The sequence below is a fragment of the Desulfobacter latus genome (genome assembly GCF_013389365.1).
Lineage (GTDB): Bacteria > Desulfobacterota > Desulfobacteria > Desulfobacterales > Desulfobacteraceae > Desulfobacter > Desulfobacter latus.
Genome location: NZ_JACADJ010000011.1, coordinates 16,978 through 39,622 on the forward strand (window position 1 = coordinate 16,978; position 22,645 = coordinate 39,622).

Here is a 22,645-nt window from a genome sequence, read left to right on the forward strand (position 1 = left end):
TCCTCCTATTGCTTGCATCGGCTTAGGAATGAGACCGAAATAAAACCGTTCATCACCAAGGTTCACTGAGTTTGTTTATAATATCCCTGCGGGAAAGAACCTGGGCACACCGTTCCCAGAGGTGGGCTTCGGGATTAAGGGTGGCTTGATACTTGATGGAGAATGCATTTTGCGCTTTTTTCCTTTCGTGCATATACTCATCCATCCTTTCCTTTAATTTCTCCTCCTCATCGATCCAGTCATCGTGTATGGTATTCGGTATACTGCCGAAAATGTCGTAGGTATCTTTGAGACGTTCGGACAGTACGTTATAAATTTTCTCATCCTGGGTACCACTGTAAACCAGATTCAGCATATCCACACATTTTCTGGCCTGGCCAAACCGTTTGATTCTGCCCAGACGCTGTTCAAGCCGGGACGGGTTCCAGGGCAGATCAATATTGATTAAAGTTCCAAGGGTCTGGAGGTTCAACCCCTCACAGGCGGCATCCGTTGCCACAACGATTCGGATATCCCGGCGCTTTACCGCCGCTTTTATGACCTCTCGCTCTACGGCATTAAATTCTCTGCCCCGGAACAGCCCGCTTTTTCCCAAGCCTGCATATACGGCAACAACCTCCTCGGATAATTCTTTTGCAAGTTCTTCGGCGATCCACTGGGCCGTATCATAATACTGGCTGAAAATAATGCAGCCATGCTCAACCCAGGTTTTTCCCTCTGTACGAAATTCCGTCAGGAACCATTTGACGGTATTCAGTTTGTGGTCCACGGCTTCCGGCCGGGAAAGCTGGGTGACTATTTCTTGCAGACAGGCACTTTCGGCGGGAGACATATCCGATAGAATATGCTCAACGCTGTCAGTACTTTCTTCATCTTCATTGGATATAGAATGTTGAAGCATCTTTTGGGCCGTACTGAGGCCTGAAGCAAAACTGGAACAGATCCGCTGTAACATCAGGGATTTCATGAAACCACCGGCTTGGATTCGTTTCTGCAGCAGCGTGCTGAATCTTTCCGCCTGGTCATAGGCAACGTCAAAAGGGGGATTTGTCGGGATACCCAAATCAATGAACCGATGCTGGTACACGCCTGGATTGACCCTGTTGGGGTGTGCGTTTACGCCTACTTTTTCAAGGAGCCCGTCATCTTCGAGCTGTTTTCTTTTTCGAAGAACGGTGTGGCGCAAAATGGGGTTATTCATTTTAAAAAATTCCGGGGTCAGGCATTCAGACAACCATATGTTCCGGAGCATATAATTCAGGTCTTCAAAATCATGGGTGCAATAAAAAACATCGGATGGAATGCCCTGGATCTCCCTCACGTTTTGTATCACCGCATGGTCGGATGCCGGGGGCAATGGATTGCTCAACCACTGCCATGCCTCCTTTTCCGATACAATGTTAATGTTACCGGTTACCATGGGAATCCCCTGTTCATGGCTTTGCCAGGGGGACTGCGAATCGCCGAGAACAAAATCGGCACCACAGTTTAAGACACCAAGCAAATCCCATAACTCCCGGACATTGGTTTGAATGGGTGTGGCCGTACCCAGAATCATATGGCGGGTGCGTCTGCCTATTTGTTGCATAAAGGCCAGCAGGTTATTGGGCTGGGCCGCCTTTTCTCCAACCCCGCCTTTAGCCCTTGCTTTATGAGCCTCATCCAAAATCACGGTGCCGAATTTCTGTCCAAGGAGCAGGCCTGCTTCCTTTACAAAATCGCCGTGGTCCCGCTGATGCATGATCAGCCCGGTGGAAATAATGGCAATCCTGTGAGGACATTTTTTTATGGCCGCCGGATCTCCTTTGGAAGAGAGCATCTGTCCCTGGGGGCCAAGCCAGACTTTTTTCTGAGAAGACCAGACCGCAGACGGAATCCCCAGTTTATCCACCATTTCAATCTGCCATTGTAATGTCAGCGTTGACGGGGAAAGAATTAAAACCGGCCCGTCATTAAGCAGAGCGCTGACCAATGCACTGGCAGCCATGGAGAGTGTTTTGCCGACACCAACTTCATCGGCCAGAAGCAGCCGGGCCTGACCGTAAATGTCTCGATGTTCAAGAAACAGGGTAACAAATGACCGCTGCCAGGGTTGCAACGCTTCTCCGCCACGGTATATGGGGGCTTCGGCAAGGGCGGCAGCCGGTACCTGGGACGGCTTGAGCACATCAATGGTGACTTCCTGCCGGTTGGCCACCCGGTTGATTTCCGCCGGAATGGCTTCGGGCAGGGGGACCCCGTCTTCCCACAGTGCATGGAACTCTTCTTCCACCCAATCCGCACTTTGCGCATCATCATCCTGCCATATCAGTTCGTAGTTTTGTGAAAAAGCTGATTTTGATTCGTTTACAGATCCAATAAAAGAGGTTCGTCGGCCATCCGGGTAATAAATAACGCCGGCCTTTCCATGGAGAAACAGCAACTCCCTGGGCACGACCCGAATTTGGACATTTCCGGCTGTAAGCAGTTGATCCAGCGCTTTATACCGCTCTTTTTGAACCAGTGCTTCGGCTTCCACATCAATTTTGTTCCACCGCGCTTTGAGGGCTGTATTGCGGCCTGTGGCAATTTTGAAATCCGCCATGTCCAACTCTGAATTGCAGATGATTCTGACATCGGAAATCTTTGAAATTTCCTCCCCGACCAATTCAAAAATAGAGCTTCTAAAATAACCGGCAATACGAAAGTATTGTGATGCCCCCTGAAGGGCCTTGGCAAGAAACGCCGTGTCCAGCGGTTCGGTTCTTGAGGAGAAGCGGCGAAGGGTCATGATGTTGTCCGAAGGCTGTGGTGGTTGAAAACCATACAGGCCATCATAATCTTTGGTTCCGGATGGCTTCGGCCAGGATTCTGGCAGCCTCTGCCTCTTTATCCGGGCGAAACGTTTTTGTCTGTTTCAGCCCCTGACGTTTTTCAGCCAGATAGTCCGCCATTTTGGCCACTAGGGATTTGTTGGCCAGGTAATTGGGGCAAAAGTCCATGAGGTGGAGCAGGACATCTTCAATATCCGTATCTTTTGTGATTTCATGGAGCCCGAATAGCAGTGCCCGTAAAGGGGTTCCGGCAATTTCAGCATCCCCGGACATCAAGGCGCTGCGGAACTCCGAAGAGAGTTTCAGGCGAGCCGAATTGGCCCTGGAGGCGTCACTCATGACCTGATCAAAATGGGCCACCTTAAATGCCTTGGCAAAGTTCTGGTAATTGTCCAGGGTTTTGCCGCCCTGGAATTCCACCTCTGCCATTTTCAGGTAGAACCGCTCCACGGGTTGAAGATTCTGCCATTCGTTCTTTTCAAAACCGGTAGGTACGAGAAACTGGACCGCCGTCTGAACGGCAAATTCAATAAGGTCATCCACAAAGGTTTTTTTACCGGGCACCCGTGGGGCTTCCGCCTCGGTCACCATGTCTTTTCCGTCGATGACGGAATACGCTGTCAACACCTTTAGTGCGGCCGCATAACCCGCCATTTGGAGGTCGGCATCTGTGTACAGGCCTTCGGCGCCGGTGGCCCGGACGGACTTGTCCAGTCCCACCAGGGATTCCACCTGTTCCTTGACCGCTTCCTCTATTTCCCATCCCAGATCGTCCCGGAAGGTATCCAGATTTTTGCGCCGTTTACGCAGAATAAGGATGACCGTGCCCTTGACATTGGCGCCCTGTCTCAGGGCCGAGTCTGTTTCCGTGACCACATACCAGGCCGCAGTGACCTGGAGACCGGCCGCCCAGATGATATTGGCCATGTCAGCCCAGATCGCACCGCTTTGGTGGGTGAACATGAGGACCTGGATACCGTTGTCCGGCATCATCTCTGCTGTTTTGCGGTAGGCGGCGACCATACCACGGCGAAAGCCTTCGTCTTCTCCTTTGATGGCCAAAGATCGTCTGCTGTCCCAGGTCCAATGGGAGAATTCTTTTGGGGGATTTTTTCTTAGCCAGGCAATGAAAAACTCTGAAATCTCTTCATATTTTACAGCGTCCCCGTATGGGGGGTCTGTGATGTAGATATCATTTTCTACTTCAATCTCTTGAGCTGGGTGAGCGCTTACTTTTGCAATCTTACATTGTATAAGAGACTCAACAACTCTAAAGCGAATTAAACTACCTATAGTTTTTACTGTTCTGGTGCCATAATTATATGATGTATTAAGAGCCTGGTTTAAAAAAACATTTTTAACAGATCCGCCTCCCCCATCTAAATTTCCCCAAATAGAAAGACGGGCATTCCAATTCAATATTGACGATAGGCAAAATTTACCAATTTCACCTGAATGCATATTTACTAAACCTGCAATTAATAATTGTCGTGGGTTAAAAAGGTGGTGCCAATGGGTCCAGCCTCGGGTGCGTATAGGTTCATCAGTTTTAGCGCCTGCTTCAATAATCATATCTGGAATAACACCTTTCTCTTGCCATTCCGAAAGGTGAGAACTAACAAAATCTATTACCTCTTTTTCTCTGACCAGGTCCCCTTTTGAGACTGAACGAAACTGGTATTCATCCCCACGTCCCGTTGCTCTCGTGCGAATCCATTGGACACAATAAAGGCGTTCTTGAAAAATATCATCCGGATGGGGAATAAAATCTGATTTCCCCCACTTTCTCAATCGATTTTTATTTTTTTTACCTTCTTTGTAGTCTCCACGTATGGAAGAAATTTTTGTTCGATAACTTGTAATACCGTCTGGTGAGTGAACCAATTCACCATTTTGTACCGTACCGTTTTGATACAAATAAAGTTCTTCTGTATCTACCCATTCCAAGATTTGGATATCATATTTTTTTTTATCTGAGACAGGTACAAGTTTAGCCACAACGTTATTTTTTATTCCAGAACGTGGTTTGCTGATAATCAAATTCGGAATCAAAGGCACTTTCCATCCAGTTTCAGGGCAAATTACTTCTACACAGTACAGAAATGCCTTGGCACGCCAACCTTTTCCATCTTTTTCAATCCCAAGTGCTTCAATTTGTTTTTGTATCTGTTTGGTCAGCTCGTTTTGTACAGCTTTTATCTTTTTGCTTTTTTCTTGATTCGCACCAACAATATTAAAAGCTCCCCAGGTCAGCATACAAGCGATTGGATTGAGATCTGAAGCATAAACATCACATCCTAAACGTGCTGCTTCAAATGGAATCTGGCCACTACCACAAAACACATCGGCCATTTTGGGCCTATGTCCGAATCGGGCAATTCCCATTTCTTCAATCAATTCAGGAAAAGAATTTGCTGAAGTGCCAAAATGTTTATTAACTCGCCTCCATATATGGACAAAAAGCGAATCATCCATCTCCTCTGCCCGTTTCGCCTTTTTTACCTGCTCATTAAAAGGAAGGACCAATAACTCTCCTACCTGATCCCTTCTTGAGGCGGGTAACTTAGCTTCCAAACGAGCCTGCATAGACTCTGTATCCATTCCCATGAGCAATTCAAAAATTTTAAGGTCAGTAAGCAAATCGTCCGTAACAGGAAGAAGCGCCCCCAAAATACAGGCTTTATTCAAAATCAAAGGCTTACGGCCTTTCCAATAACTGCCGAGTGCAGTCAGGGTTTTTCCGGCCCCTGCCATCTGCTCTCTAAAACTCTCAGCCGAAATCTTCTGCACCGGAAACAAGTGTTCAATCAAAGCCGGTTTATCTTTCCACTCAAAAGGGCGCAATGCCATTATATATCTCCGTTTTCCGTAAAATCAAATAAAGAGGGTTCAAACGTTTCCGCAGATTTTTTTTTTCGCCTGGGTTTCTTTTTCGGGGCCACCCTGACATTCGTGCCGTCGGACAGGGCACAGTAAAGGGCTTTTCGCCAACCCCTGCCTGCCTGGTCTTCCAGACCGGCTTCAGAGGCGGTTTTGCTGTACAGCCACCACCGTTCTTCGGGTCTCAGGGCCAGCCACTTTTGACAGATCACAGCGCATTGATCCGGGGAGGCCAATTCGGCGGCCCAGGCCAGAACACAGAGTTCACGGCCCAGAAAACGATCCAGTTGCACATTTCCCACTTTCCAGGCGCCGGTACTTCGCTTTTTGGATTTCAGCCGGGTGTTGAAATCCCGTCTGGCATCATCCCGGATTTGGGTCCATAACTCCCGGGCCAGGGTCACACGGCAGATTGTCGTCTCCTGAAGGGTCTCATCACCGTCAAACCCGTAATCTTCAAATATCCGGATAGCATCCCTTGCGCCGGGGGGCACCGCCACATAAAAATGGTGCATGCCGAATTGATCCGGTGCGCCGAAGTCTATTTCCGCCATTATTGGTCAACTTCTCCCTGTTGAATTTCAATCCCAAGCGCTTTTGTAAACTGTTCCAGGTCAAAGCCTGTTGAGAAATGAGCCTTTTTAAAAGAAAATACCACGGGTGCCTCCGGAGAGACCAGGGACTGGAGATGGATCAATTCTTTTTCGATGAATTCCGCACTAAGTTTCATCTCTCCCATGGACAGGTGGGCAATTTTCGGCGCTGATCCCACCTGGAGCGTTACCATTTCAAATTGAACCTCTTTTTCTTTGGCCAGTTGAAGGCTTTTATAGGTTTTGGAAGCGTTGTCCAGGCGTTTGGGGGCCGGTGCATAAAGCACTGCCGGAGCGTCTGGTTTAATGGGAATATCTTTGTCATCCACTCCGGCAAAGGTAAAGGTTCGCTTGACGTCCATGCCGTCACATTCGGCAAAGACATAAACGCGTGCCTCTTCATTCACAAGCTGGATCGGATCTGAATAATCGTTACCGTTCCGGGGTTCTGAGCCGTCCAGGGTGTATTTGATATTCCCTTTGGGGGCCACAAACAATTCCAGGGTACGGGTGGTCTTATTGAATTTGTTTCGAATGATCAGCCGGTTATGCCATGACATGGGGGCCCCGGTTTGATTTTTACCCGTGGGATCAACGGCCAGAAATTGGACCCGCAGGGCCTGGGTAACAAGATGATTATCCTTGAGCTGAGGGCTTGACTCGCTGACTTCTCCGTCTTCGGCATAGTAAATCTTAGGGGTGTTGCCGGCATTAACAGTATCCACTTTCAGGCGGATTTTACCCTGATCATCCGGGTCACTGTCTTCGGTTATGATGACTTCGGTGGTTTTCGGCTTGGGCGATTTGGTGTAATAGCCGTTCCCCAGGTCTTCCCAGATCCCCCGCTGGAATGCCTCAAGGGCAAGCTGGTCAAAGCCTTTGACAGGCATCCAGGGCATGCGGGTGTTCTGCTTCATTTTGTCCAGCAGATCAGTTTTCCGGACCTCATCCCGGGTGCCGAAAAGCAGGGTTTCAGCCCTTGCCTTGAGGGCATCGAAATTTTCAGAGACCTGGGTATAAAGTTTAATGGGGTCTGCCGTCAGGGTCTTGATGATCTGCCGTTCCCCGCTGTAGGGTTCCCCGGCCGGATAGGTCAGGTCCAGCGCCTTGTGCCTGAGTATGTCTTCCCCTCTCATGTTGTGGGGAAAAAGCAATTTGTCAAATACGGCAAGGATGGTGGCTTGAAAATCCTGTTCGTAATGGGCCTTTTTTTCATCCAGCTCCTTGCGCTGGGGGTGGGATGGCTGGATTTCGTTATCCGCCTTTGCAGACGCATAGACATGGCGGGCCGCCTTATCGATGTCGGCAATGGAGGACTTGTCCCCGGTGAGAATTAATACATTGTTTTTGTTAACCAGATTTTGAAAAAATTTAGTCACCACGCCGGGAGGCGTTTTCCCGTCCGGACTGATGATGAGCAACGCTCGTCCGGTTTTCAGGGCCGCTGAGGCCTCATCCATTTCCGGCAGGGGCAGGACCTTTTCATAGGCTTCTTTGGTGGTGGGTTTATACATTTCATTGAGGCGGTGCCGGATCAAATCATCCACCTTGGGCTGGGGGGCCTTGTCCGCATACCCCTGAAGTTTTTTGGTCAAGTTTTCCTGGTGGTCGAAGTAATGCCTGCCTTCCTGGGTCTGATGGAGATACCAGGCGTTTTTCTGGAGTTCCTCAAAAGCAGCCCGGTAAATCCCGGCCTGGCGAAGGGGATCAATGAGACATTCGAGCATCTCACTTTCAGACAGTCCCTTTACGGAGTTCACAGCCGTTGAAAGACTGGCTGTAAGTAACAGGGTGCCGGCCTGTTTGGCGTAGTTATTCCCTGTATTGAAGTCAATCACCTGTGCATGGGCACTGTCCGTGGAATTCCATAGATCTTTTGCAATGACATCCCGCATGGCGGAAATTTCAGCCAGTTTTTCACGGACATCCTGAATGGAAAGATCAAAATGCTGGGCACCTATGAGGTAGACATCCTCTTTGCTTTCCCATACGGATTTCAGCAGACGGGAAACCAGTTCCATAAGCCCCCGGGTCTGTTTGAATTTTTCATTCTCCTTGAACAGGGCCACAATACTTTTAAAGCCGGGGTGGAAGGGGTAGGTGGCCTCAACCTCTTCCGCCAGGGCTTCGGCACTTCTCTCCACGGTTTTGGCTTTGGCGGCTTCTGCCAATTTGGACCCGTATGCTGCGGCAATTTCGCTGATTTCATTTTTATCCGGCAGTTTCCGGAACAACCTTTTCCGCAGAATTTCATAAATTTCATTGGATTCAAGGTTAACCGGGGTGATGCTTACCTCGGCCCGGCCCAGCTCCTGGGAGGCGTCATTGAGGGCCCGCTGAATCAATTTTCCCCCGGTATCATAGGCCGCCTCAAGGTCAGAGACCACAATGGAGATGTTTTTCTTTTTCTGGGCCGCGGTCAGCATGTTGGAAAACGCCCGGGTGGCCACATCCGCCACCGTGCCATGGCCCAAGCTCTGGGTGGCATAATAATGAAAATAGGGCGGCATCTCATCCATCAGGATCAGAATGGGCTCATCCCCTTCAAACAAGGAGAGCCATGCCTGCTCATCCGGGGCTTTGGCGCCTGACTCCCAGTATTCTTTAAACAGAGACTCCCGGTCAAGTTGGCGGGCCAATTCCCCCCAGAAATAATTCCCCGGGTTGTTTCGTCCGTTGAATGCAGCGATTTTAGCAGCTGTAAAATCTCCCTGGTATGGCATGCTTCCGATCAGGACCTGCCGAAGTTCTGCATCCTTTGCCAGAAGCCCGAAACCCACCATCAAATGGGTTTTACCACCACCCATGGCCTGTTTGAGATGAAATACGGCATCTGTGGATTTTCCGGCAAGCCGTGCCATCCCCTTTGTCAGCAATGTTTTCATTCCATCGGTAATAAATGTCTTCTTAAAATACCCTTTCCCTTCGGTCGCGCTGATGACCTCGTCCAGCTTTTCAATTTGATCCCCGACATTGATATCCAGGGCTTTGGGATGTAGTTCACAAGCATTTTGAATGGTTTTCATTGACGGCTCCGTTTAGGAATATAAATTTAATATGCCTTCATTATAGTAAAAAAATCAACTTTATTCAAAATCCCCATTGTCTGTTTTTATATCAGTATGTTATTAGAGTCGTGGAAGTTTATATATTGCTGGTTACCCATGAAATGATTGCGTGCTGACGGGCGTTTCCCGTTAAACATAATTAATTGACGAATAATACCCGTAAATCATTAAACAAAACCAAATAAGGAGAGATTATGGGACTCAAAGAAGAACTGGAAGAAAAAGCGGAAAGCTGTGATGCACCGGAAGAGTATATTGGTGTGGCCAAGGAGATCGTCGCGGGCCTGGATGACAAGGATTGGGCGGTTGAGCTGATGGAAGAGGGTGCTGAATGGGCCCAGACCTATGATGAGGCCGTGGTGTATGCCGAGGCGGCCAAAGAGATTATCGGTGACGATGAGGTGGTGGGCAATTTTCTTTCCAACGCCAAAATGCTGTGCATGAGCGCTGCGGATTTCATCGGCCTTGGCGCTGCTGCCGGCAAGCTTGGCCTGGATGATATGGCCAAGGAGATGAATGAGGCTGCCATGGGCAAATGCACCAAGCTCAACGATTTTCTTACGTTGAGCAATGAGCTGGCCAAAACCGATCCGGACATGGCCAAGCAGGTCATGGACAAGGCCTTTGAAAAGTGTACCAAACCCGATGATTTTGTTTCCTTTGCCAAAACCATCCTGGACAGCACCAAGGACCAGGACAAAGCCAGGGAGATTTACGAAAAAGGCATGGCGGCCGCCACCACGGCTGACGGATTCAGTGCCCTTGCTGCAGGCGCCATAAAAGATCTGGGTGATAAGGATTTTGCCCGGGCCATTTATGAAAAAGCCGTTGGGTCTCTGGAAAAAGGGGATGAGCTGCTTAAGTTTGCCGAAATCGTCAAAGAACAGCTGGATGACAATGAGTTCACCTTGTCTGTGTATAAAAAAGCCGAAGCCCAGTATTCAAAGTTTGAGGAATATCTGAAACTGGCCAAGGCAAGTTTCGAGAATACCGGTGACCAAGCATTTGCCTCAGGCGTTTACCAGAAAGCGGCTGCCACCAATCCTGACTGCGCTCAGCTGGTTTCCCTGGCCCTGGCCATGGCCAAAGATTTGGGTGATACCGCTGCTGCCCTGCCCGTATTGAAACAGGCCCAGGCTGCCGTAAAAAATAATGCCGATTTCCTTAAAACCGCAGACGCCATTCTTGATGTGGCCAAGGACGACAAAGCCTGGACCGACGCCATTGCGTTTCAGAAAGCCAAGCGTGAAGAATTCGGAAAACTGTACGATAATTTTGCCCTGAAAGAAAATGAAATCACCACTTGCGCCCCCATGCGCATTTTGGCCGGTAAAGTATTCCAAGAAACCGGTGATAATTTTTATGCCGCCAAATTGTATAAAAAATCCGAAAATATCACCATTTATTTTAGCGATTTCATTAAACTGGCTGCTGTCATCCATGCTGATCTCAATGATGCGGAATGGATCAAAGAGATCTATACGGCACTTCTGGACAAATGCAAAAGCTTTGGCGATTACAACACCTTGACCAATGCCATCCAGGACACCCTCGGGGACAGTGCCTGGGTCAAATCAATCTATGAAGCGCTGGAGAACAAGGCGAAAAGTAACGGTGATCTTATGAAGCTTGCCGCTGCGGTTATTGAGAAGTTTAATGACAAAGCGTGGGCGCAAAAACTTGTGGGTGCTGCAGCCGGTAAAGCCAAGACCGTTTATGACTTTACCTTTGCCGGCAGTGTTACCCTGAACCTGCTTGGTGACAAAGACCGTGCATTGGCATTGTATAAATCCGCCGAAGGTCTTTGCGCCACTAAACAGGATTATGCCGGTCTGGTGGCGTTGGTTAAACAGCAGACTTCGGACAAGGCCATCCTTTCAGAACTGCTGAGCCTGGGGCGCCAAAAACTGACCGAATTCAGCGACCAGCTCTTTTTGGCTGAAACCTTTCTGGTTGACGCCCAAGATGCCGAAAATGCGGCTGCCGTATATGAAGAAGCAGAACTCAATGCCTTGGGTAATGATGCATTGTCCCAGTTAGGTACCAGCCTTTCAAGCCGTATGGGGGATACCAAATGGGCCTCCCGTGTTTTGGCTAAAATTAAATAAAGTTATGTTTATGAAACTTTTTTATTGACAAATAATGATTTTATGGTAGGTTGTCTTTAACGCCGATTTTTGAATTTAAAAACCGGCTGTATAACCTCCTTATTATCCTTAAGCAATCAGCCGCCGGATTTGTCACCCGGCGGCTGATTACGTTTATGGATGGTCCGAGTTCAAGCGGGTTGCCTGTTTTCTCGGACCTGAATTGAGGATTACTTGTCTTCAGACATGTTCTTCAACTGAGCCTTAACGGCATTAAGCTCATCTTCCAGTATTCTGGCCCTCTCCTGAAGCGTGGTTTCATCTGCTGCCCCAGGCGCACCAACGGGGCCAAACCAACGCCCCATTCCACGACCGCCGCCGCCACATCCCCGGCCAAATCCCCGGCCGCCATAACCTGCCCCATACCCAGCACCGTATCCGGCCCCGGTCATGTTGCGGTTTCCGCAAAGCCCCATTCCTCTTCCGGTCATGGGTCCTAATCCTTGTGGTCCTCTCTGATTAAATCCCGGCATGATATTTTCTCCTTTCATATCTATTTTGTCAGGGTTATTTATTCACCCTGCCTGTTACGGTATCTGCCGTATTTTCCACGGCTGATGCCACTCGTTTTGGTCATTTGATCATAATATAGGATTGCTCTGTTGTGGTGTCAAGAAAAATAATGGTCAAATGACCATTATTTTGAACTTGAGAGTATATGTAAAAATAATGTAAATCACCTGAACGCAATATCCGTTCATTCACCATGAACGTCAGGGTGAACACAACGTTTAAGTCCCTGATATCTTCCTGAACTTCTTGTTCTTCATGATAAAAAAAGCAAGCATATACATTAAAAAATATGGCATGCGGTTCCCGTGTTTTGAAAACAAAGCATCTTGACACCGGGAAAGAGTTTGAGTAATTTGTGTAAAACCGTAAAACAAGGAGGCCGATTCATGCAAGATTCCACTCCGTTCCAAGTCCAGGATCTTACCCCTGATATGCAGAAAACACAGCTGATCGACATGTTTACCCGTATTGTTGTCCATTACGGCCTCTGGTTTAATGAGGTCCAGCACCAGATGGGTATGGAAAAGGCGCTTACCGCTCTGGATACGGCCACACAATCGTCAATTGCCATTCTCATGAAACATCTGTCCCGTACCCTGGGATTTGAACTGGACCAGGGCATGCCTAAAGCGTTGATGTCACTGGATGATGCCACAACCGAGAAATTGATGGCCGCCGTGGGTAAATCCTGGCTGGCAAATGACGGGGTCTGGTTTCAGGCGGTGGAGTTTGCGCACGGTATGAACGATGCAAAACGGTGCAATGACTCCTGCTGGGCCCGGTTTTCCCCCTTTGAAGCCCACCGCATAAAAAATATTCTGGGCCTGGGAAAACATCCGGGACTTGAGGGGCTTAAAAAAGCGTTGAATTTCAGGATGTACGCATTCATCAACAAGCAGAGCATTGTGGAAGAAACTGCGGACGGTTTTGTTTTTCAGATGAACGACTGCAGGGTTCAACGGGCAAGAATGCGCAAAGGGCTGGATGATTATCCCTGCAAGTCCGGCGGCCTTGTTGAGTATGCCCGTTTTGCCGAAGGCGTTGATGACAGAATAGAAACCGAATGTATCGGGTGCCCGCCTGATCCCCATCCTGAAACCTGGTTCTGCGCATGGCGGTTTACCCTGGCACAGTGACGTTTTAATCCTGGTCTGGTTTTTAGACTACTTTAAATTTTAGAAAAAAAATAGTTAAATAAATCCATTCTACAACTATATAATTTTAAAAAGAAATGTGAATTATGGGTGTCACTTCCGACAAAATTCAGGAATTAAGGCTGAAAGAGAAAAAAATTAAGGCCATGGGCGGTGAGAAAGCCCTGGGTAAACGGCGTGAAAAGGGCGTTCTGAATGCCAGACAGCGCCTTAACCTGCTGTTTGACGCCGGTACCTTCCGGGAACTGGACATGTTCGTGACCCACCGGTGTACCAATTTCGGCATGGAAACCAAGGAAATTCCCGCAGATGGTGTAATAACCGGCCATGGAAAGGTAGAGGGTCGCCTGGTCTTTGCCTATGCCCAGGACTTTACGGCCTCGGCCGGATCTTTAGGAGAAATGCAGGCTAAGAAGATCTGTAAGGTCATGGACTTAGGGATTAAAGCCGGCGCGCCGGTTATCGGCATGAATGATTCCGGCGGAGCCCGGATACAGGAGGGCATTGACGCGTTGTCGGGTTACGGCGAAATTTTTTTTCGTAATTCCGCGGCTTCGGGTGTGATTCCGCAGATTTCGGCCATCATGGGGCCCACGGCAGGCGGGGCGGTGTATTCTCCGGCCATGACCGATTTTATCTTTATGGTCAAGAAGTCCGCATATATGTTCATCACCGGCCCCAATGTCATCAAGGCGGTCACCGGCGAGGAAATTTCCTCTGAGGCCCTTGGCGGTGCCATGACCCATAACGAAAAGTCCGGGGTGGCGCAGTTTGCCTGTGAGTCTGATGAGGACTGCATTGAACAGATCAAACAGCTTTTATCCTTTCTGCCGTCCAACAATATGGAAGATCCCCCGATCAAACCCACGGACGATTCCCCGCATCGCATGGCCCCGGTTCTTGACACCATTATTCCGGATAAATCCAACCAGGCTTATGATGTCAAACAGGTCATTGCCGCCATTGTGGACGACGGCTACTTTTTTGAACCCCACCAGTATTTTGCCAAAAACATTGTGATCTGTTTTGCCCGGCTCAATGGTCGCCCTATCGGCATTATTGCCAATCAGCCCATGGTTATGGCCGGTTGCCTGGATATTGATGCCTCCGACAAGGCCACCCGGTTTATCCGGTTCTGTGATGCATTTAACATTCCCATGCTCACCATTGCCGATGTCCCTGGGTATCTGCCGGGTTCCCACCAGGAGTGGGGCGGGGTCATCCGGCACGGGGCAAAACTGTTATGGTGCTACGCTGAGGCCACGGTGCCCAAGCTTCTGCTGATTACAAGAAAGGATTACGGGGGATCATATATTGCCATGTGCTCCAAGCATCTTGGTGCGGATATGGCCTTTGCCTGGCCCATGGCCGAGGTTGCCGTCATGGGCGCTGAAGGTGCGGCAAACGTTATCCATGCACGGGAGATTAAAAATGCCGAAGACCCGGCAGCCACGCGCAAGCAAAAAATAGACGCGTACAATACCCAGTTCTCCAATCCCTATTGTGCCGCAGCTCGGGGGTATGTGGATGCGGTCATTGTGCCGAGTGAAACCCGGCCACGGCTTATAGATGCCCTTGAGGCCGTGGTGACTAAACGGGAATTCCGGCCGGCCAAGAAACACGGAAATATCCCTGTGTAACAGCCATCGGGTGGTTTATTACTTTGTGATGTTTTTATATAAAAAAAGTTTAAAAATCCAAGGAGCCTTTTTTACATGACAAACAAAAAATTGACGGCGGCCATGGCTGCTGTTCATATGTATGTCAAAACGGAAGAAGAGGCAGCTGTTGTTGCAATGCAAAACCAGGCAGCGGATGCTGCCGCCAACGCTTCGGTTTCCGCCCGGATGGGACAGATGAATGTTTGGGGCCTTTCCGGCCGGCAGGCGATTATGAATGCCAATGCAATGATACGGCAAAGAATGCTGAAATAACAAAATTAATAAAATATAATTTATGTAGGATATTATGACCGATCACAATGAAGTTAAAATGGTTGAGATGGATTACTCCGGCGTGCGCGCAAAGGCAAAAAATCCCCTGAAAATTCAGGATCTCTCCCTGCGGGACGGCCATCAGTCATTGTTTGCCACCCGGGGTCGCACCGAAGATATGATCCCTGTCGCCGAACAGATGGATGAAATCGGGTTCTGGGCTGTTGAAGTCTGGGGCGGGGCCTCTTTTCAAACGATGCACCGGTATCTCAACGAAGATCCCTGGCAGCGGCTTCGCACCCTGAAACGGTATTTCAAAAAAACCCCCATTTCCATGCTGATGCGCGGCCAGAAACTTGTGGGGTACCGTAACTATGCCGATGATCTGGCCGAACTTTTTGTTAAAAAAACCGTGGAAAACGGGCTGGATATTTTCAGAACCTTTGATGCGCTCAATGATTACAGAAATTTTGAAACCGTGGTACCTGTAATGAAACGGTGTGGTGCGCATTTCCAGGGCTGCATCTGTTACACCCTGACAGAGCCCCGCCTGGGCGGAAAGCTCTATAACCTGGAATATTATGTGAAAAAGGCCAAAGAACTTGAGGATATGGGGGCTGATTCCATCTGCGTCAAGGATGTAGCCGGATTGATGGCGCCCTATGATGCGTTTGAGCTGGTAAAAGCGCTGAAGGCGGAAGTCACCCCGCCCATACACCTGCACTCCCATTTTACGTCAGGCATGTCCCCCATGACCCATCTCAAGGCTGTGGAAGCAGGGGTTGACATCATTGATACCTGCATGACGCCCTATGCATACAGAACATCCCATGCCGCACTTGAACCTTTTGTGATGAGCCTCATGGGCACCAACCGGGATACGGGATTTGACATCAAGGCCCTTACCCGGATCAATGAAACCCTGGAAAAAGATGTGATCCCCAAGTATAAACACCTGCTGGATGACAGCAAGGTCTCCTTGATTGATATTGATGTACTCCTGCACCAGACACCGGACTTTATGCGTGCCAATCTGGAGAAACAGCTTCGGGAAATGGATGCCCTGGACAAAATTAATGATGTGTACAAAGAACTGCCCCGGGTCAGAAAAGAACTGGGACAGATTCCGCTTGTGACGCCCACCAGCCGGATTGTGGGTACCCAGACAGTAAACAATGTGCTGTTTGATACGGAAGATGAGCGCTACAAAATGATGACGGCCCAGGTCAAGGAGCTGTGTTACGGTCTGTACGGTAAAACGGCAATACCCATTGATGCCGAGGTGCAGAAAAAAGCGCTTAAAGGCTATGAGAGAGGTGAAGACCCCATTACCTGCCGTCCGGCTGAGGTTTTGACACCGGAGCTTGAAAAAGCCAGGCAAGAGATCGGCGATCTGGCCGTAGATGAGGAGGATCTTATTCTTTTTGCCCTGTTCCCTGTAACCGGCAAAAAATACCTGATGCAGAAATACGGAAAGGAACAGGTGCCTGATACTGTCAAACCTATTACCCTGGAAGATGTTAAAAAACGGGATGATATGATTAAAAAGGCCAAAGCCGGCAAACTCATTGAACCCGCTGCGGATCTTCCTGAAAAAAGCGAATTTGCCAGGACCTTTAATGTTTTTGTGGACGGTGAATGTTTTGAGGTTGGTGTCGATGAAGTGGGTGGGTCTCCTGTGATCTCCTATGCGTCGCCGGCTGCGGTAACGCCTGCCGCAGCCCCTGTGGCACCATCCGCCCCTGCAGTTCCCCCGGCAGCCCCGGCGGCGGCACCACCCAAACCGGCTGCGCCTGCACCTGCACCCAAACCTGATGCGGCTGCAGGTTCCGGCACCCCCGTTGCGGCACCCATGCCCGGTGTGATTGTCAAGTATGAAAAAAATGTGGGGGATTCGGTGAATATCGGTGATACCGTCGTGGTGATCGAGGCCATGAAGATGGAAAACCTTCTTCCGGCAACAGCCGACGGAACGATTACCGCCATTAATTTCAAACCAGGGGATTCCGTGGCTAAGGATGATGTGCTGGCAACCATAGCGTAACGCAACTATTTTCATAAAAATGAAGGCGGCTGAGCCGCCAAGACATGCCTAAAATGGGCGCCGCAGGCGCTTCGCCCTCTTGTTTCTTGTTTCTTGTCTCCAGTTTCTTATACAGAGGGATGGTTTGACAACCATCCCTCTGTGCTTATTATGGTGGGTATTGCCGGTTGTGATCCGGTACTACTAAAATAAGGAGAAAACAATGGCATTTGAGACCAAAGAAGAACTGCTTGAAAAATATTTAAAGATGGACAAGCCCCATTGTCCCCATTGCGATCAGCCCATGACCCTGTGGGAGATTCCGCCCATCAATTTTTCCGACGGTTTGGGTTGGCAAACGCCCTATCTGTTTGTATGTTTTAATGATGACTGCCCGTCTTATAAAAAGGGATGGGAGCATCTTGAAGAATCCATGGAAACACTCGCCTCCTACCGGTGCTTTTGCGAACCAGGTGCCGACCATTTTGAATACATGCCTGTGTTCAGCCCCATCGGCGGCACCGGCACTGTTATGGATGATGCGGCCCTTGCTGCGGAACAGGCCAAAAAAGAGTTGATGAAACAGACGTTTTCCATTCTGACGGATTATTATATTTCTAAAGATTGGGATGAGATTTTAAAAATTTGCCTGGATGCCAAGATTCCGCCCAAGGCAAGGTTGAAAGCGGCAGAAATGGTTGGCGAATTAGGTGATGCCACGGCCGTGGAATACCTGATAAACCATAAGTTTCCCACCCCGGTATTACAGGAAGGGGTGAATAAAGCCATTGAACAGCTTCATGAACGCCACTTTACCCGGGAATGTCCCTTCTGTGCCGAGATTATTAAAAAACGGGCCACAGTATGTAAACATTGCGGCAAGGATGTGCCAAAGGCATAATAAGATAGCGATGCCGGCGCGTCATTGGGGAATGACCCCGATAAAAAACGGGCATTGATGCATACAAAACGAATGATGCCTGAATTTGTGTGTGACGCCGTTAACCTGGAGGGTTTGAATTTCACTATTCCTGAAATTCAAACCCTGCTTGACGGGATAAGGCCCATGGTTATTTATTGACCTTTTCCAGGTTGAAAGATCTGTAGATAATCATTTCACCGCTTCTTTTACCGGGATCAAGAAGCGTGGCTTCAATTTTTTTCAGCTGCTCTTTGGCCTGGGAATGATCCGGGACGACATCAAGTCCCTGTCCGATGGTGTCTCCTGTGCAGGCATCTTTGATAATGGCGTCCCTGGCATCCGTAGATACGGCAAAGGGAACAATATGGTCATAGACCAGTCTGGCACCGGCCAGAATTTCCCTTTCATAGGATCCGATAGATCCTGCCACACAGGTGATGGCCATAAAGGGGCGGTCTTCCACACTTACAATCAGATCAATCACGGATGGATAGTCTTCACCCTTGAACTGCACGGTTAACGGGACATCCACAAGAATATCTGATTTGGCGTATCCTTTGGTCTCCACCAGGAATTTTTCAAAAATCTGGCGGCTGGCTTCAGCGCCGACATTATCTATCTCTTTGCCGGTAATATAGTCGGTAACTTGATCAAGTATCATAATGTATACACTGTTAAATTAAGAAATTAGTATGCTTTGTTGACTTATTAAGGATCAGACATTGGCCTGTCATTTCCAATGGCTGCGCTATGCCGAGAACATTAAGTATGGTCGGTGCTATATCTCCAAGCTTGCCCTCCTGAAGCGTTATGGCAGGAGGTGGTTGGGCGGCAACAATAAACCTCACCGGATTTAAGGTATGGGCCGTATGGGGGGATCCGTCAGGGGCCAGCATCTGTTCGGAGTTGCCGTGGTCTGCCGTGATAAAAGCGGTGCCGCCGGTTTCCCAGATGGCTTCCACCACCTTTTTTACACAGCGATCCACGGTTTCGCATGCCTTTACCGCCGCATCAAATATACCGGTATGACCTACCATGTCCATGTTGGCAAAATTAAGCACCACAAATTGAAACTTGCCTGAATGAATCTGCTCGCAGGTTTTGTCCGCCACTTTGTCTGCACTCATTTCAGGTTTTTGGTCATAGGTGTCCACGTCCCGGGGTGAGGGGATCAGTATGCGCTCTTCCCCGGCAAAAACGGCCTCATCACCACCGTTGAAAAAATAGGTGACATGGGCGTACTTTTCAGTCTCTGCAATGCGAAGCTGTGAAATTTTATTTTCGCTTAGGATCTGCCCGAAAATTTTGTCCAGGTGTTGGGGAGCAAAGGCAACAGGCAGATCAAAGTGCTCGTCATACTGGGTCATGCACACAAAATCGGAAAGTGTTGGATTTACGGTGCGTTTAAATCCGTCAAAATTTTTTTCCGTGAAGGCCCGGGTAATCTCCTTGGCTCGGTCGGCCCGGAAGTTGAAAAAAATGAGGCCGTCTCCTTGTTCAACGGTTCCTTCATTGCCCGGGCAAAAGCATATCGGTTTAATGAATTCATCGGTTTCTTCCCTGTCATAGGCGGCCTGGATGGCCTGGGCAGGGGTTTGATCCGAAGCATCAACGCCTTTGCCCTGGGTATACAGTTCATAGGCTTTTTGTACCCGTTCCCAGCGGGTGTCTCGGTCCATGGCCCAGAAGCGCCCGGTCATGGTCGCCACCTTGCCTGTGCCAAGATCCTGGATTTTTTCGTCAAGCTGTTTTAGAAAATTAATGCCTGATGTGGGAGAGGTGTCCCGGCCGTCCATGATGGGGTGAATATAAACTTTTTCAATACCCTGATCCTTTGCCGTTTTTATTAAAGCAAACAGGTGATTGATGTGGGAATGGACCCCGCCATCGGAAAGCAGTCCCAAGAGATGAAGACTTTTGCCGGCCTGTTTCACCTTGTCCATGACTGCAACCAGCGCCGGGGTAGAAGAGAAACTATTATCCCGGATCGCCGTGTTGATCCGGACAAAATCCTGGGCCACGATCCTGCCGGCCCCGATGTTCATATGTCCCACTTCGGAGTTGCCCATGGTACTGTCGGGAAGACCCACGGCCTCACCATGACATTTAAGGGTGGTACTGGGGAAGTCGGCTAGAAGTGTGTCCAGAAACGGTGTATCGGCCGCAGCCACGGCATTACCCTTTTTTGATGCGTTGATGCCCCATCCGTCAAGTATCATCAAAATATTGACCGGTTGTTGTTCAGAACCCATCGTCATCCTCCATATTTGTTACTGTCTGCGTATTAAATTCACTCAGATCAACCGGTTCGGCATCACTCCACAGCCCTTCAAGATCGTAAAACGCCTTGGCTTCCGATTCAAAAACATGGATGATCAGGTGTCCGAAATCCAGAAGCGCCCACTGGCCTTCCTTAACGCCTTCTGTCCCTGTTGCCTGTATTTTTGCATCTTTAAGAGATTTTATAATATGTTCGGAAAGGGAGGTTACCTGCCTGTTTGATCCGGCCTCAACAATAACGATCATGTCTGTGTAGGAGGTGAGTTCACTGACCATCAGTGCGGCCACGTTTTTGGGTTTGCGGTCAAATATGGGAGCAAGATAGGGGGTATATTCCGCTTCAAGGGCGATCATTTATATAAATCCTTTGTTCTGATAAAAGTCTCGACATCTTCAGGTACAAGTCCTGAGATGGATTTGCCGGATTTGATTCGGTTCCGTATCTGTGTCGATGAAATATCAATCCTTGGAACATTGCAGATGCGGATGGGAAAAAGCCGGTCATGGACAAAAATATTATCGTTCATAAGCTTGTAGCCTTTTGAAACGTGTTCGTCAATAAAGGATGCAAAAGGTGCCATACCGTTTTTTTCACCGCGCTGCATCACGATCACGGGCAGGGCCCCAAAAATATGATGGGCCTGTTTCCAAGAGGGCGTATCAAAAAACGCATCAGAGCCTAAAAGCAAATGAAACCGGGTGTGGCTGCCTAAGATGGTTTTGAATTGGGATATGGTATCAATGGTAAATGACGGACCTTTGCGCTGCAGTTCAATGTCGGATACCTGAAATCCATCTATATTTTTTACGGCGCGTTTTACCATGGTAAGCCGGTCCCGGGCGGAGGCCAGGTTCAGGTTCGGTTTGTGGGGGGGCAGGGCTGACGGGTAAAGGATGATTGTGTCAAGGGCGTAGTATGCCTTAACATATTGAATAATGCCTAAATGACCGTTGTGAATCGGATTGAATGTGCCGCCGAAAAGTCCTGCATTCATTTTGGCTGTGTCCGTTAAACGTTGCCCGGCACTATTCCTTGTCTTCAGGGGCTGCCGCGTGAAGCAATTGCGCCAGGTGGTTGATCAGAGGCTTCACGCCTTTGCCCGTGGCTGCGGAAATGGTAAAAACAGTCTGATCAGGCAACGCGTTTTTAAAGGCTTCAACCCGGTTTGTTGTGCCCGTAAGATCAATTTTGTTGAGTACCACAACCTGGGTTTTGTTTGCCAGGGTATCGCTGTGCATTGACAGTTCATTGTTTATAAGCTGAAACTGTGCCAACGGATTTTCCGGATCAATGCCGCCGCAATCAATAAGATGCACCAGAATGCCGGTACGTTCAATATGTTTAAGAAATTTTATCCCAAGTCCCACCCCCTCATGGGCACCTTCGATCAGTCCGGGAATGTCGGCCACGGCAAAAGGTTCGCCAAAGGGCGCGGCCACCATGCCGATGGTAGGGGTCAGTGTGGTAAAGGGATAGTCTGCAATTTTAGGGCGGGCCGCAGACATGGCCGAAATCAGAGTGGACTTGCCTGCATTGGGCAACCCCACAAGCCCCACATCCGCCATGAGCTTGAGTTCCAGGCGAAGCTTCATCTCAACGCCCGGGATTCCGGGCTGGGCAAATCTGGGCACCCTGTTGGTGGATGTGGCAAAGCGTTTGTTGCCTCGTCCGCCTTTGCCGCCCTGGGCTATGATTATTTCTTTGTCGGGATCGGTGAGGTCTGCAAGAACCTGTGAGGTCTGGACATCAAAGACAATGGTACCCGGTGGAAGTGATAGATAACAATGGCTGCCGTTTTTGCCATGCTTCTGCCGACCGAGGCCGGGAGATCCGTTCTTTGCACTTAAGCGTTTCCGACGGCGATATTCATACAGGGTCCGTTTTGAAGGATCCACCCGCAGGATGACATCCCCCCCATCGCCGCCGTCTCCGCCGTCAGGCCCGCCTTTTTCAATAAAACGCTCACGCCGGAAACTGACGCATCCTGCACCGCCGCTTCCGGACCTGATCGTAACAATGGCCTCATCAACAAATTTCACGCGTCATAAACACTGACTTTTTTTCTGTCACGACCTTTTCTTTCAAAGGTCACGACACCGTCCATCTTGGCAAAAATGGTAAAGTCTTTGCCCATACCGACATTGTTGCCGGGATGAATTTTGGTGCCGCACTGTCTGATAATGATATTCCCGGCGGTGACCTGTTCTCCGCCGAATTTTTTCACGCCCCGCCGCTGGGCGTTTGAATCACGACCGTTTTTTGAACTGCCTGCTGCTTTTTTATGTGACATGTCTCACTCTCTTTCATTCACACGTTA

Annotated in this window: 17 protein-coding genes; 6 read left to right on the top strand and 11 right to left on the bottom strand. The window is 49.1% G+C overall.

Translation table 11 applies throughout. The features are described from left to right. Positions 1 to 52: 52 nt before the first annotated feature. Genes HXW94_RS05210 through HXW94_RS05225 form a run of 4 tightly spaced genes read right to left on the bottom strand, consistent with a single transcriptional unit; the run spans position 53 to position 9,312 of the window. Positions 53 to 2,770 (bottom strand): phospholipase D-like domain-containing anti-phage protein, encoded by a 2,718-nt coding sequence (locus tag HXW94_RS05210; protein ID WP_178365840.1) that lies wholly within the window; start codon positions 2,768 to 2,770, stop codon positions 53 to 55. Positions 2,771 to 2,813: 43 nt separating this feature from the next. Next, a complete protein-coding gene (locus HXW94_RS20085) occupies positions 2,814 to 5,663 on the bottom strand; it encodes an anti-phage-associated DUF1156 domain-containing protein (RefSeq protein WP_178365841.1) in 2,850 nt (949 codons plus the stop codon). Beyond that, the gene (locus HXW94_RS05220) at positions 5,663 to 6,247 is read right to left on the bottom strand and encodes an anti-phage-associated DUF3780 domain-containing protein (RefSeq protein ID WP_218576581.1); all 585 of its coding nucleotides are present in this window, start codon (positions 6,245 to 6,247) and stop codon (positions 5,663 to 5,665) included. Before HXW94_RS05220 ends, HXW94_RS20085 begins: the two co-directional genes overlap by 1 nt. Beyond that, positions 6,247 to 9,312: an anti-phage-associated DUF499 domain-containing protein gene (locus HXW94_RS05225; protein WP_178365842.1), complete on the bottom strand. Its 3,066-nt coding sequence runs from the start codon at positions 9,310 to 9,312 to the stop codon at positions 6,247 to 6,249. Before HXW94_RS05225 ends, HXW94_RS05220 begins: the two co-directional genes overlap by 1 nt. Before the next feature lie 236 nt (positions 9,313 to 9,548). Between HXW94_RS05225 and HXW94_RS05230 the strand changes: the two genes are divergently transcribed. Continuing rightward, on the top strand, positions 9,549 to 11,462 hold the full coding sequence (locus HXW94_RS05230) for a tetratricopeptide repeat protein (RefSeq protein ID WP_178365843.1): 1,914 nt from the start codon (positions 9,549 to 9,551) through the stop codon (positions 11,460 to 11,462). A gap of 209 nt (positions 11,463 to 11,671) precedes the next feature. Here the strand turns inward: HXW94_RS05230 and HXW94_RS05235 are convergent, their stop codons facing one another. Continuing rightward, positions 11,672 to 11,974, bottom strand: a complete 303-nt coding sequence (locus tag HXW94_RS05235; protein ID WP_178365844.1) for a DUF5320 domain-containing protein — start codon at positions 11,972 to 11,974, stop codon at positions 11,672 to 11,674. A gap of 426 nt (positions 11,975 to 12,400) precedes the next feature. On the opposite strand from HXW94_RS05235, the gene HXW94_RS05240 reads away from it, so the two are divergent. The 5 genes from HXW94_RS05240 to HXW94_RS05260 all read left to right on the top strand — a co-directional run bounded on the left by HXW94_RS05240 (position 12,401) and on the right by HXW94_RS05260 (position 18,026). Then, the gene (locus HXW94_RS05240) at positions 12,401 to 13,150 is read left to right on the top strand and encodes a DUF6125 family protein (RefSeq protein ID WP_178365845.1); all 750 of its coding nucleotides are present in this window, start codon (positions 12,401 to 12,403) and stop codon (positions 13,148 to 13,150) included. Positions 13,151 to 13,254: 104 nt separating this feature from the next. Beyond that, positions 13,255 to 14,808, top strand: coding sequence for an acyl-CoA carboxylase subunit beta (locus HXW94_RS05245; RefSeq protein WP_178365846.1), 1,554 nt, complete (start codon positions 13,255 to 13,257; stop codon positions 14,806 to 14,808). Between the two features lie 75 nt (positions 14,809 to 14,883). Continuing rightward, positions 14,884 to 15,102: a hypothetical protein gene (locus HXW94_RS05250; RefSeq protein ID WP_178365847.1), complete on the top strand. Its 219-nt coding sequence runs from the start codon at positions 14,884 to 14,886 to the stop codon at positions 15,100 to 15,102. A gap of 34 nt (positions 15,103 to 15,136) precedes the next feature. Next, the gene (locus HXW94_RS05255) at positions 15,137 to 17,146 is read left to right on the top strand and encodes a pyruvate carboxylase subunit B (RefSeq protein WP_178365848.1); all 2,010 of its coding nucleotides are present in this window, start codon (positions 15,137 to 15,139) and stop codon (positions 17,144 to 17,146) included. Between the two features lie 202 nt (positions 17,147 to 17,348). Continuing rightward, entirely contained in the window at positions 17,349 to 18,026 is a 678-nt protein-coding gene (locus tag HXW94_RS05260) for a zinc ribbon domain-containing protein (RefSeq protein WP_178365849.1), read from the top strand. Positions 18,027 to 18,195: 169 nt separating this feature from the next. Here the strand turns inward: HXW94_RS05260 and HXW94_RS05265 are convergent, their stop codons facing one another. The 6 genes from HXW94_RS05265 to rpmA are packed head-to-tail and all read right to left on the bottom strand — an operon-like array spanning position 18,196 to position 22,618. After that, a complete protein-coding gene (locus tag HXW94_RS05265) occupies positions 18,196 to 18,708 on the bottom strand; it encodes a type I restriction enzyme HsdR N-terminal domain-containing protein (RefSeq protein ID WP_178365850.1) in 513 nt (170 codons plus the stop codon). A 13-nt stretch (positions 18,709 to 18,721) separates the two neighbouring features. Continuing rightward, positions 18,722 to 20,299 (bottom strand): 2,3-bisphosphoglycerate-independent phosphoglycerate mutase, encoded by a 1,578-nt coding sequence (gene gpmI, locus HXW94_RS05270; RefSeq protein WP_178365851.1) that lies wholly within the window; start codon positions 20,297 to 20,299, stop codon positions 18,722 to 18,724. Beyond that, complete coding sequence (gene rsfS / locus HXW94_RS05275) at positions 20,289 to 20,681, bottom strand: ribosome silencing factor (RefSeq protein WP_178365852.1); 393 nt, start codon at positions 20,679 to 20,681, stop codon at positions 20,289 to 20,291. Before rsfS ends, gpmI begins: the two co-directional genes overlap by 11 nt. Next, positions 20,678 to 21,322, bottom strand: coding sequence for a nicotinate-nucleotide adenylyltransferase (gene nadD / locus HXW94_RS05280; RefSeq protein WP_178365853.1), 645 nt, complete (start codon positions 21,320 to 21,322; stop codon positions 20,678 to 20,680). Before nadD ends, rsfS begins: the two co-directional genes overlap by 4 nt. 31 nt (positions 21,323 to 21,353) lie before the next feature. Then, entirely contained in the window at positions 21,354 to 22,367 is a 1,014-nt protein-coding gene (gene obgE, locus HXW94_RS05285) for a GTPase ObgE (RefSeq protein WP_178365854.1), read from the bottom strand. Further along, positions 22,364 to 22,618 carry a 50S ribosomal protein L27 gene (gene rpmA / locus HXW94_RS05290; RefSeq protein WP_178365855.1) on the bottom strand — a complete coding sequence of 85 codons (255 nt, stop codon included), beginning with the start codon at positions 22,616 to 22,618 and terminating at the stop codon, positions 22,364 to 22,366. Before rpmA ends, obgE begins: the two co-directional genes overlap by 4 nt. Positions 22,619 to 22,645: the final 27 nt, after the last annotated feature.

Coding starts and splice junctions, on each gene's coding strand:
- rpmA (WP_178365855.1), bottom strand. CDS start 22,618: ATGTCACATAAAAAAGCAGCAGGCAGTTCAAAAAACGGTCGTGATTCA.
- nadD (WP_178365853.1), bottom strand. CDS start 21,322: ATGAATGCAGGACTTTTCGGCGGCACATTCAATCCGATTCACAACGGT.
- HXW94_RS05245 (WP_178365846.1), top strand. CDS start 13,255: ATGGGTGTCACTTCCGACAAAATTCAGGAATTAAGGCTGAAAGAGAAA.
- HXW94_RS05225 (WP_178365842.1), bottom strand. CDS start 9,312: ATGAAAACCATTCAAAATGCTTGTGAACTACATCCCAAAGCCCTGGAT.
- HXW94_RS05220 (WP_218576581.1), bottom strand. CDS start 6,247: ATGGCGGAAATAGACTTCGGCGCACCGGATCAATTCGGCATGCACCAT.
- HXW94_RS05250 (WP_178365847.1), top strand. CDS start 14,884: ATGACAAACAAAAAATTGACGGCGGCCATGGCTGCTGTTCATATGTAT.
- HXW94_RS05240 (WP_178365845.1), top strand. CDS start 12,401: ATGCAAGATTCCACTCCGTTCCAAGTCCAGGATCTTACCCCTGATATG.
- HXW94_RS05235 (WP_178365844.1), bottom strand. CDS start 11,974: ATGCCGGGATTTAATCAGAGAGGACCACAAGGATTAGGACCCATGACC.
- HXW94_RS05265 (WP_178365850.1), bottom strand. CDS start 18,708: ATGATACTTGATCAAGTTACCGACTATATTACCGGCAAAGAGATAGAT.
- HXW94_RS05210 (WP_178365840.1), bottom strand. CDS start 2,770: ATGACCCTTCGCCGCTTCTCCTCAAGAACCGAACCGCTGGACACGGCG.
- HXW94_RS05260 (WP_178365849.1), top strand. CDS start 17,349: ATGGCATTTGAGACCAAAGAAGAACTGCTTGAAAAATATTTAAAGATG.
- gpmI (WP_178365851.1), bottom strand. CDS start 20,299: ATGGGTTCTGAACAACAACCGGTCAATATTTTGATGATACTTGACGGA.
- rsfS (WP_178365852.1), bottom strand. CDS start 20,681: ATGATCGCCCTTGAAGCGGAATATACCCCCTATCTTGCTCCCATATTT.
- HXW94_RS05255 (WP_178365848.1), top strand. CDS start 15,137: ATGACCGATCACAATGAAGTTAAAATGGTTGAGATGGATTACTCCGGC.
- HXW94_RS20085 (WP_178365841.1), bottom strand. CDS start 5,663: ATGGCATTGCGCCCTTTTGAGTGGAAAGATAAACCGGCTTTGATTGAA.
- HXW94_RS05230 (WP_178365843.1), top strand. CDS start 9,549: ATGGGACTCAAAGAAGAACTGGAAGAAAAAGCGGAAAGCTGTGATGCA.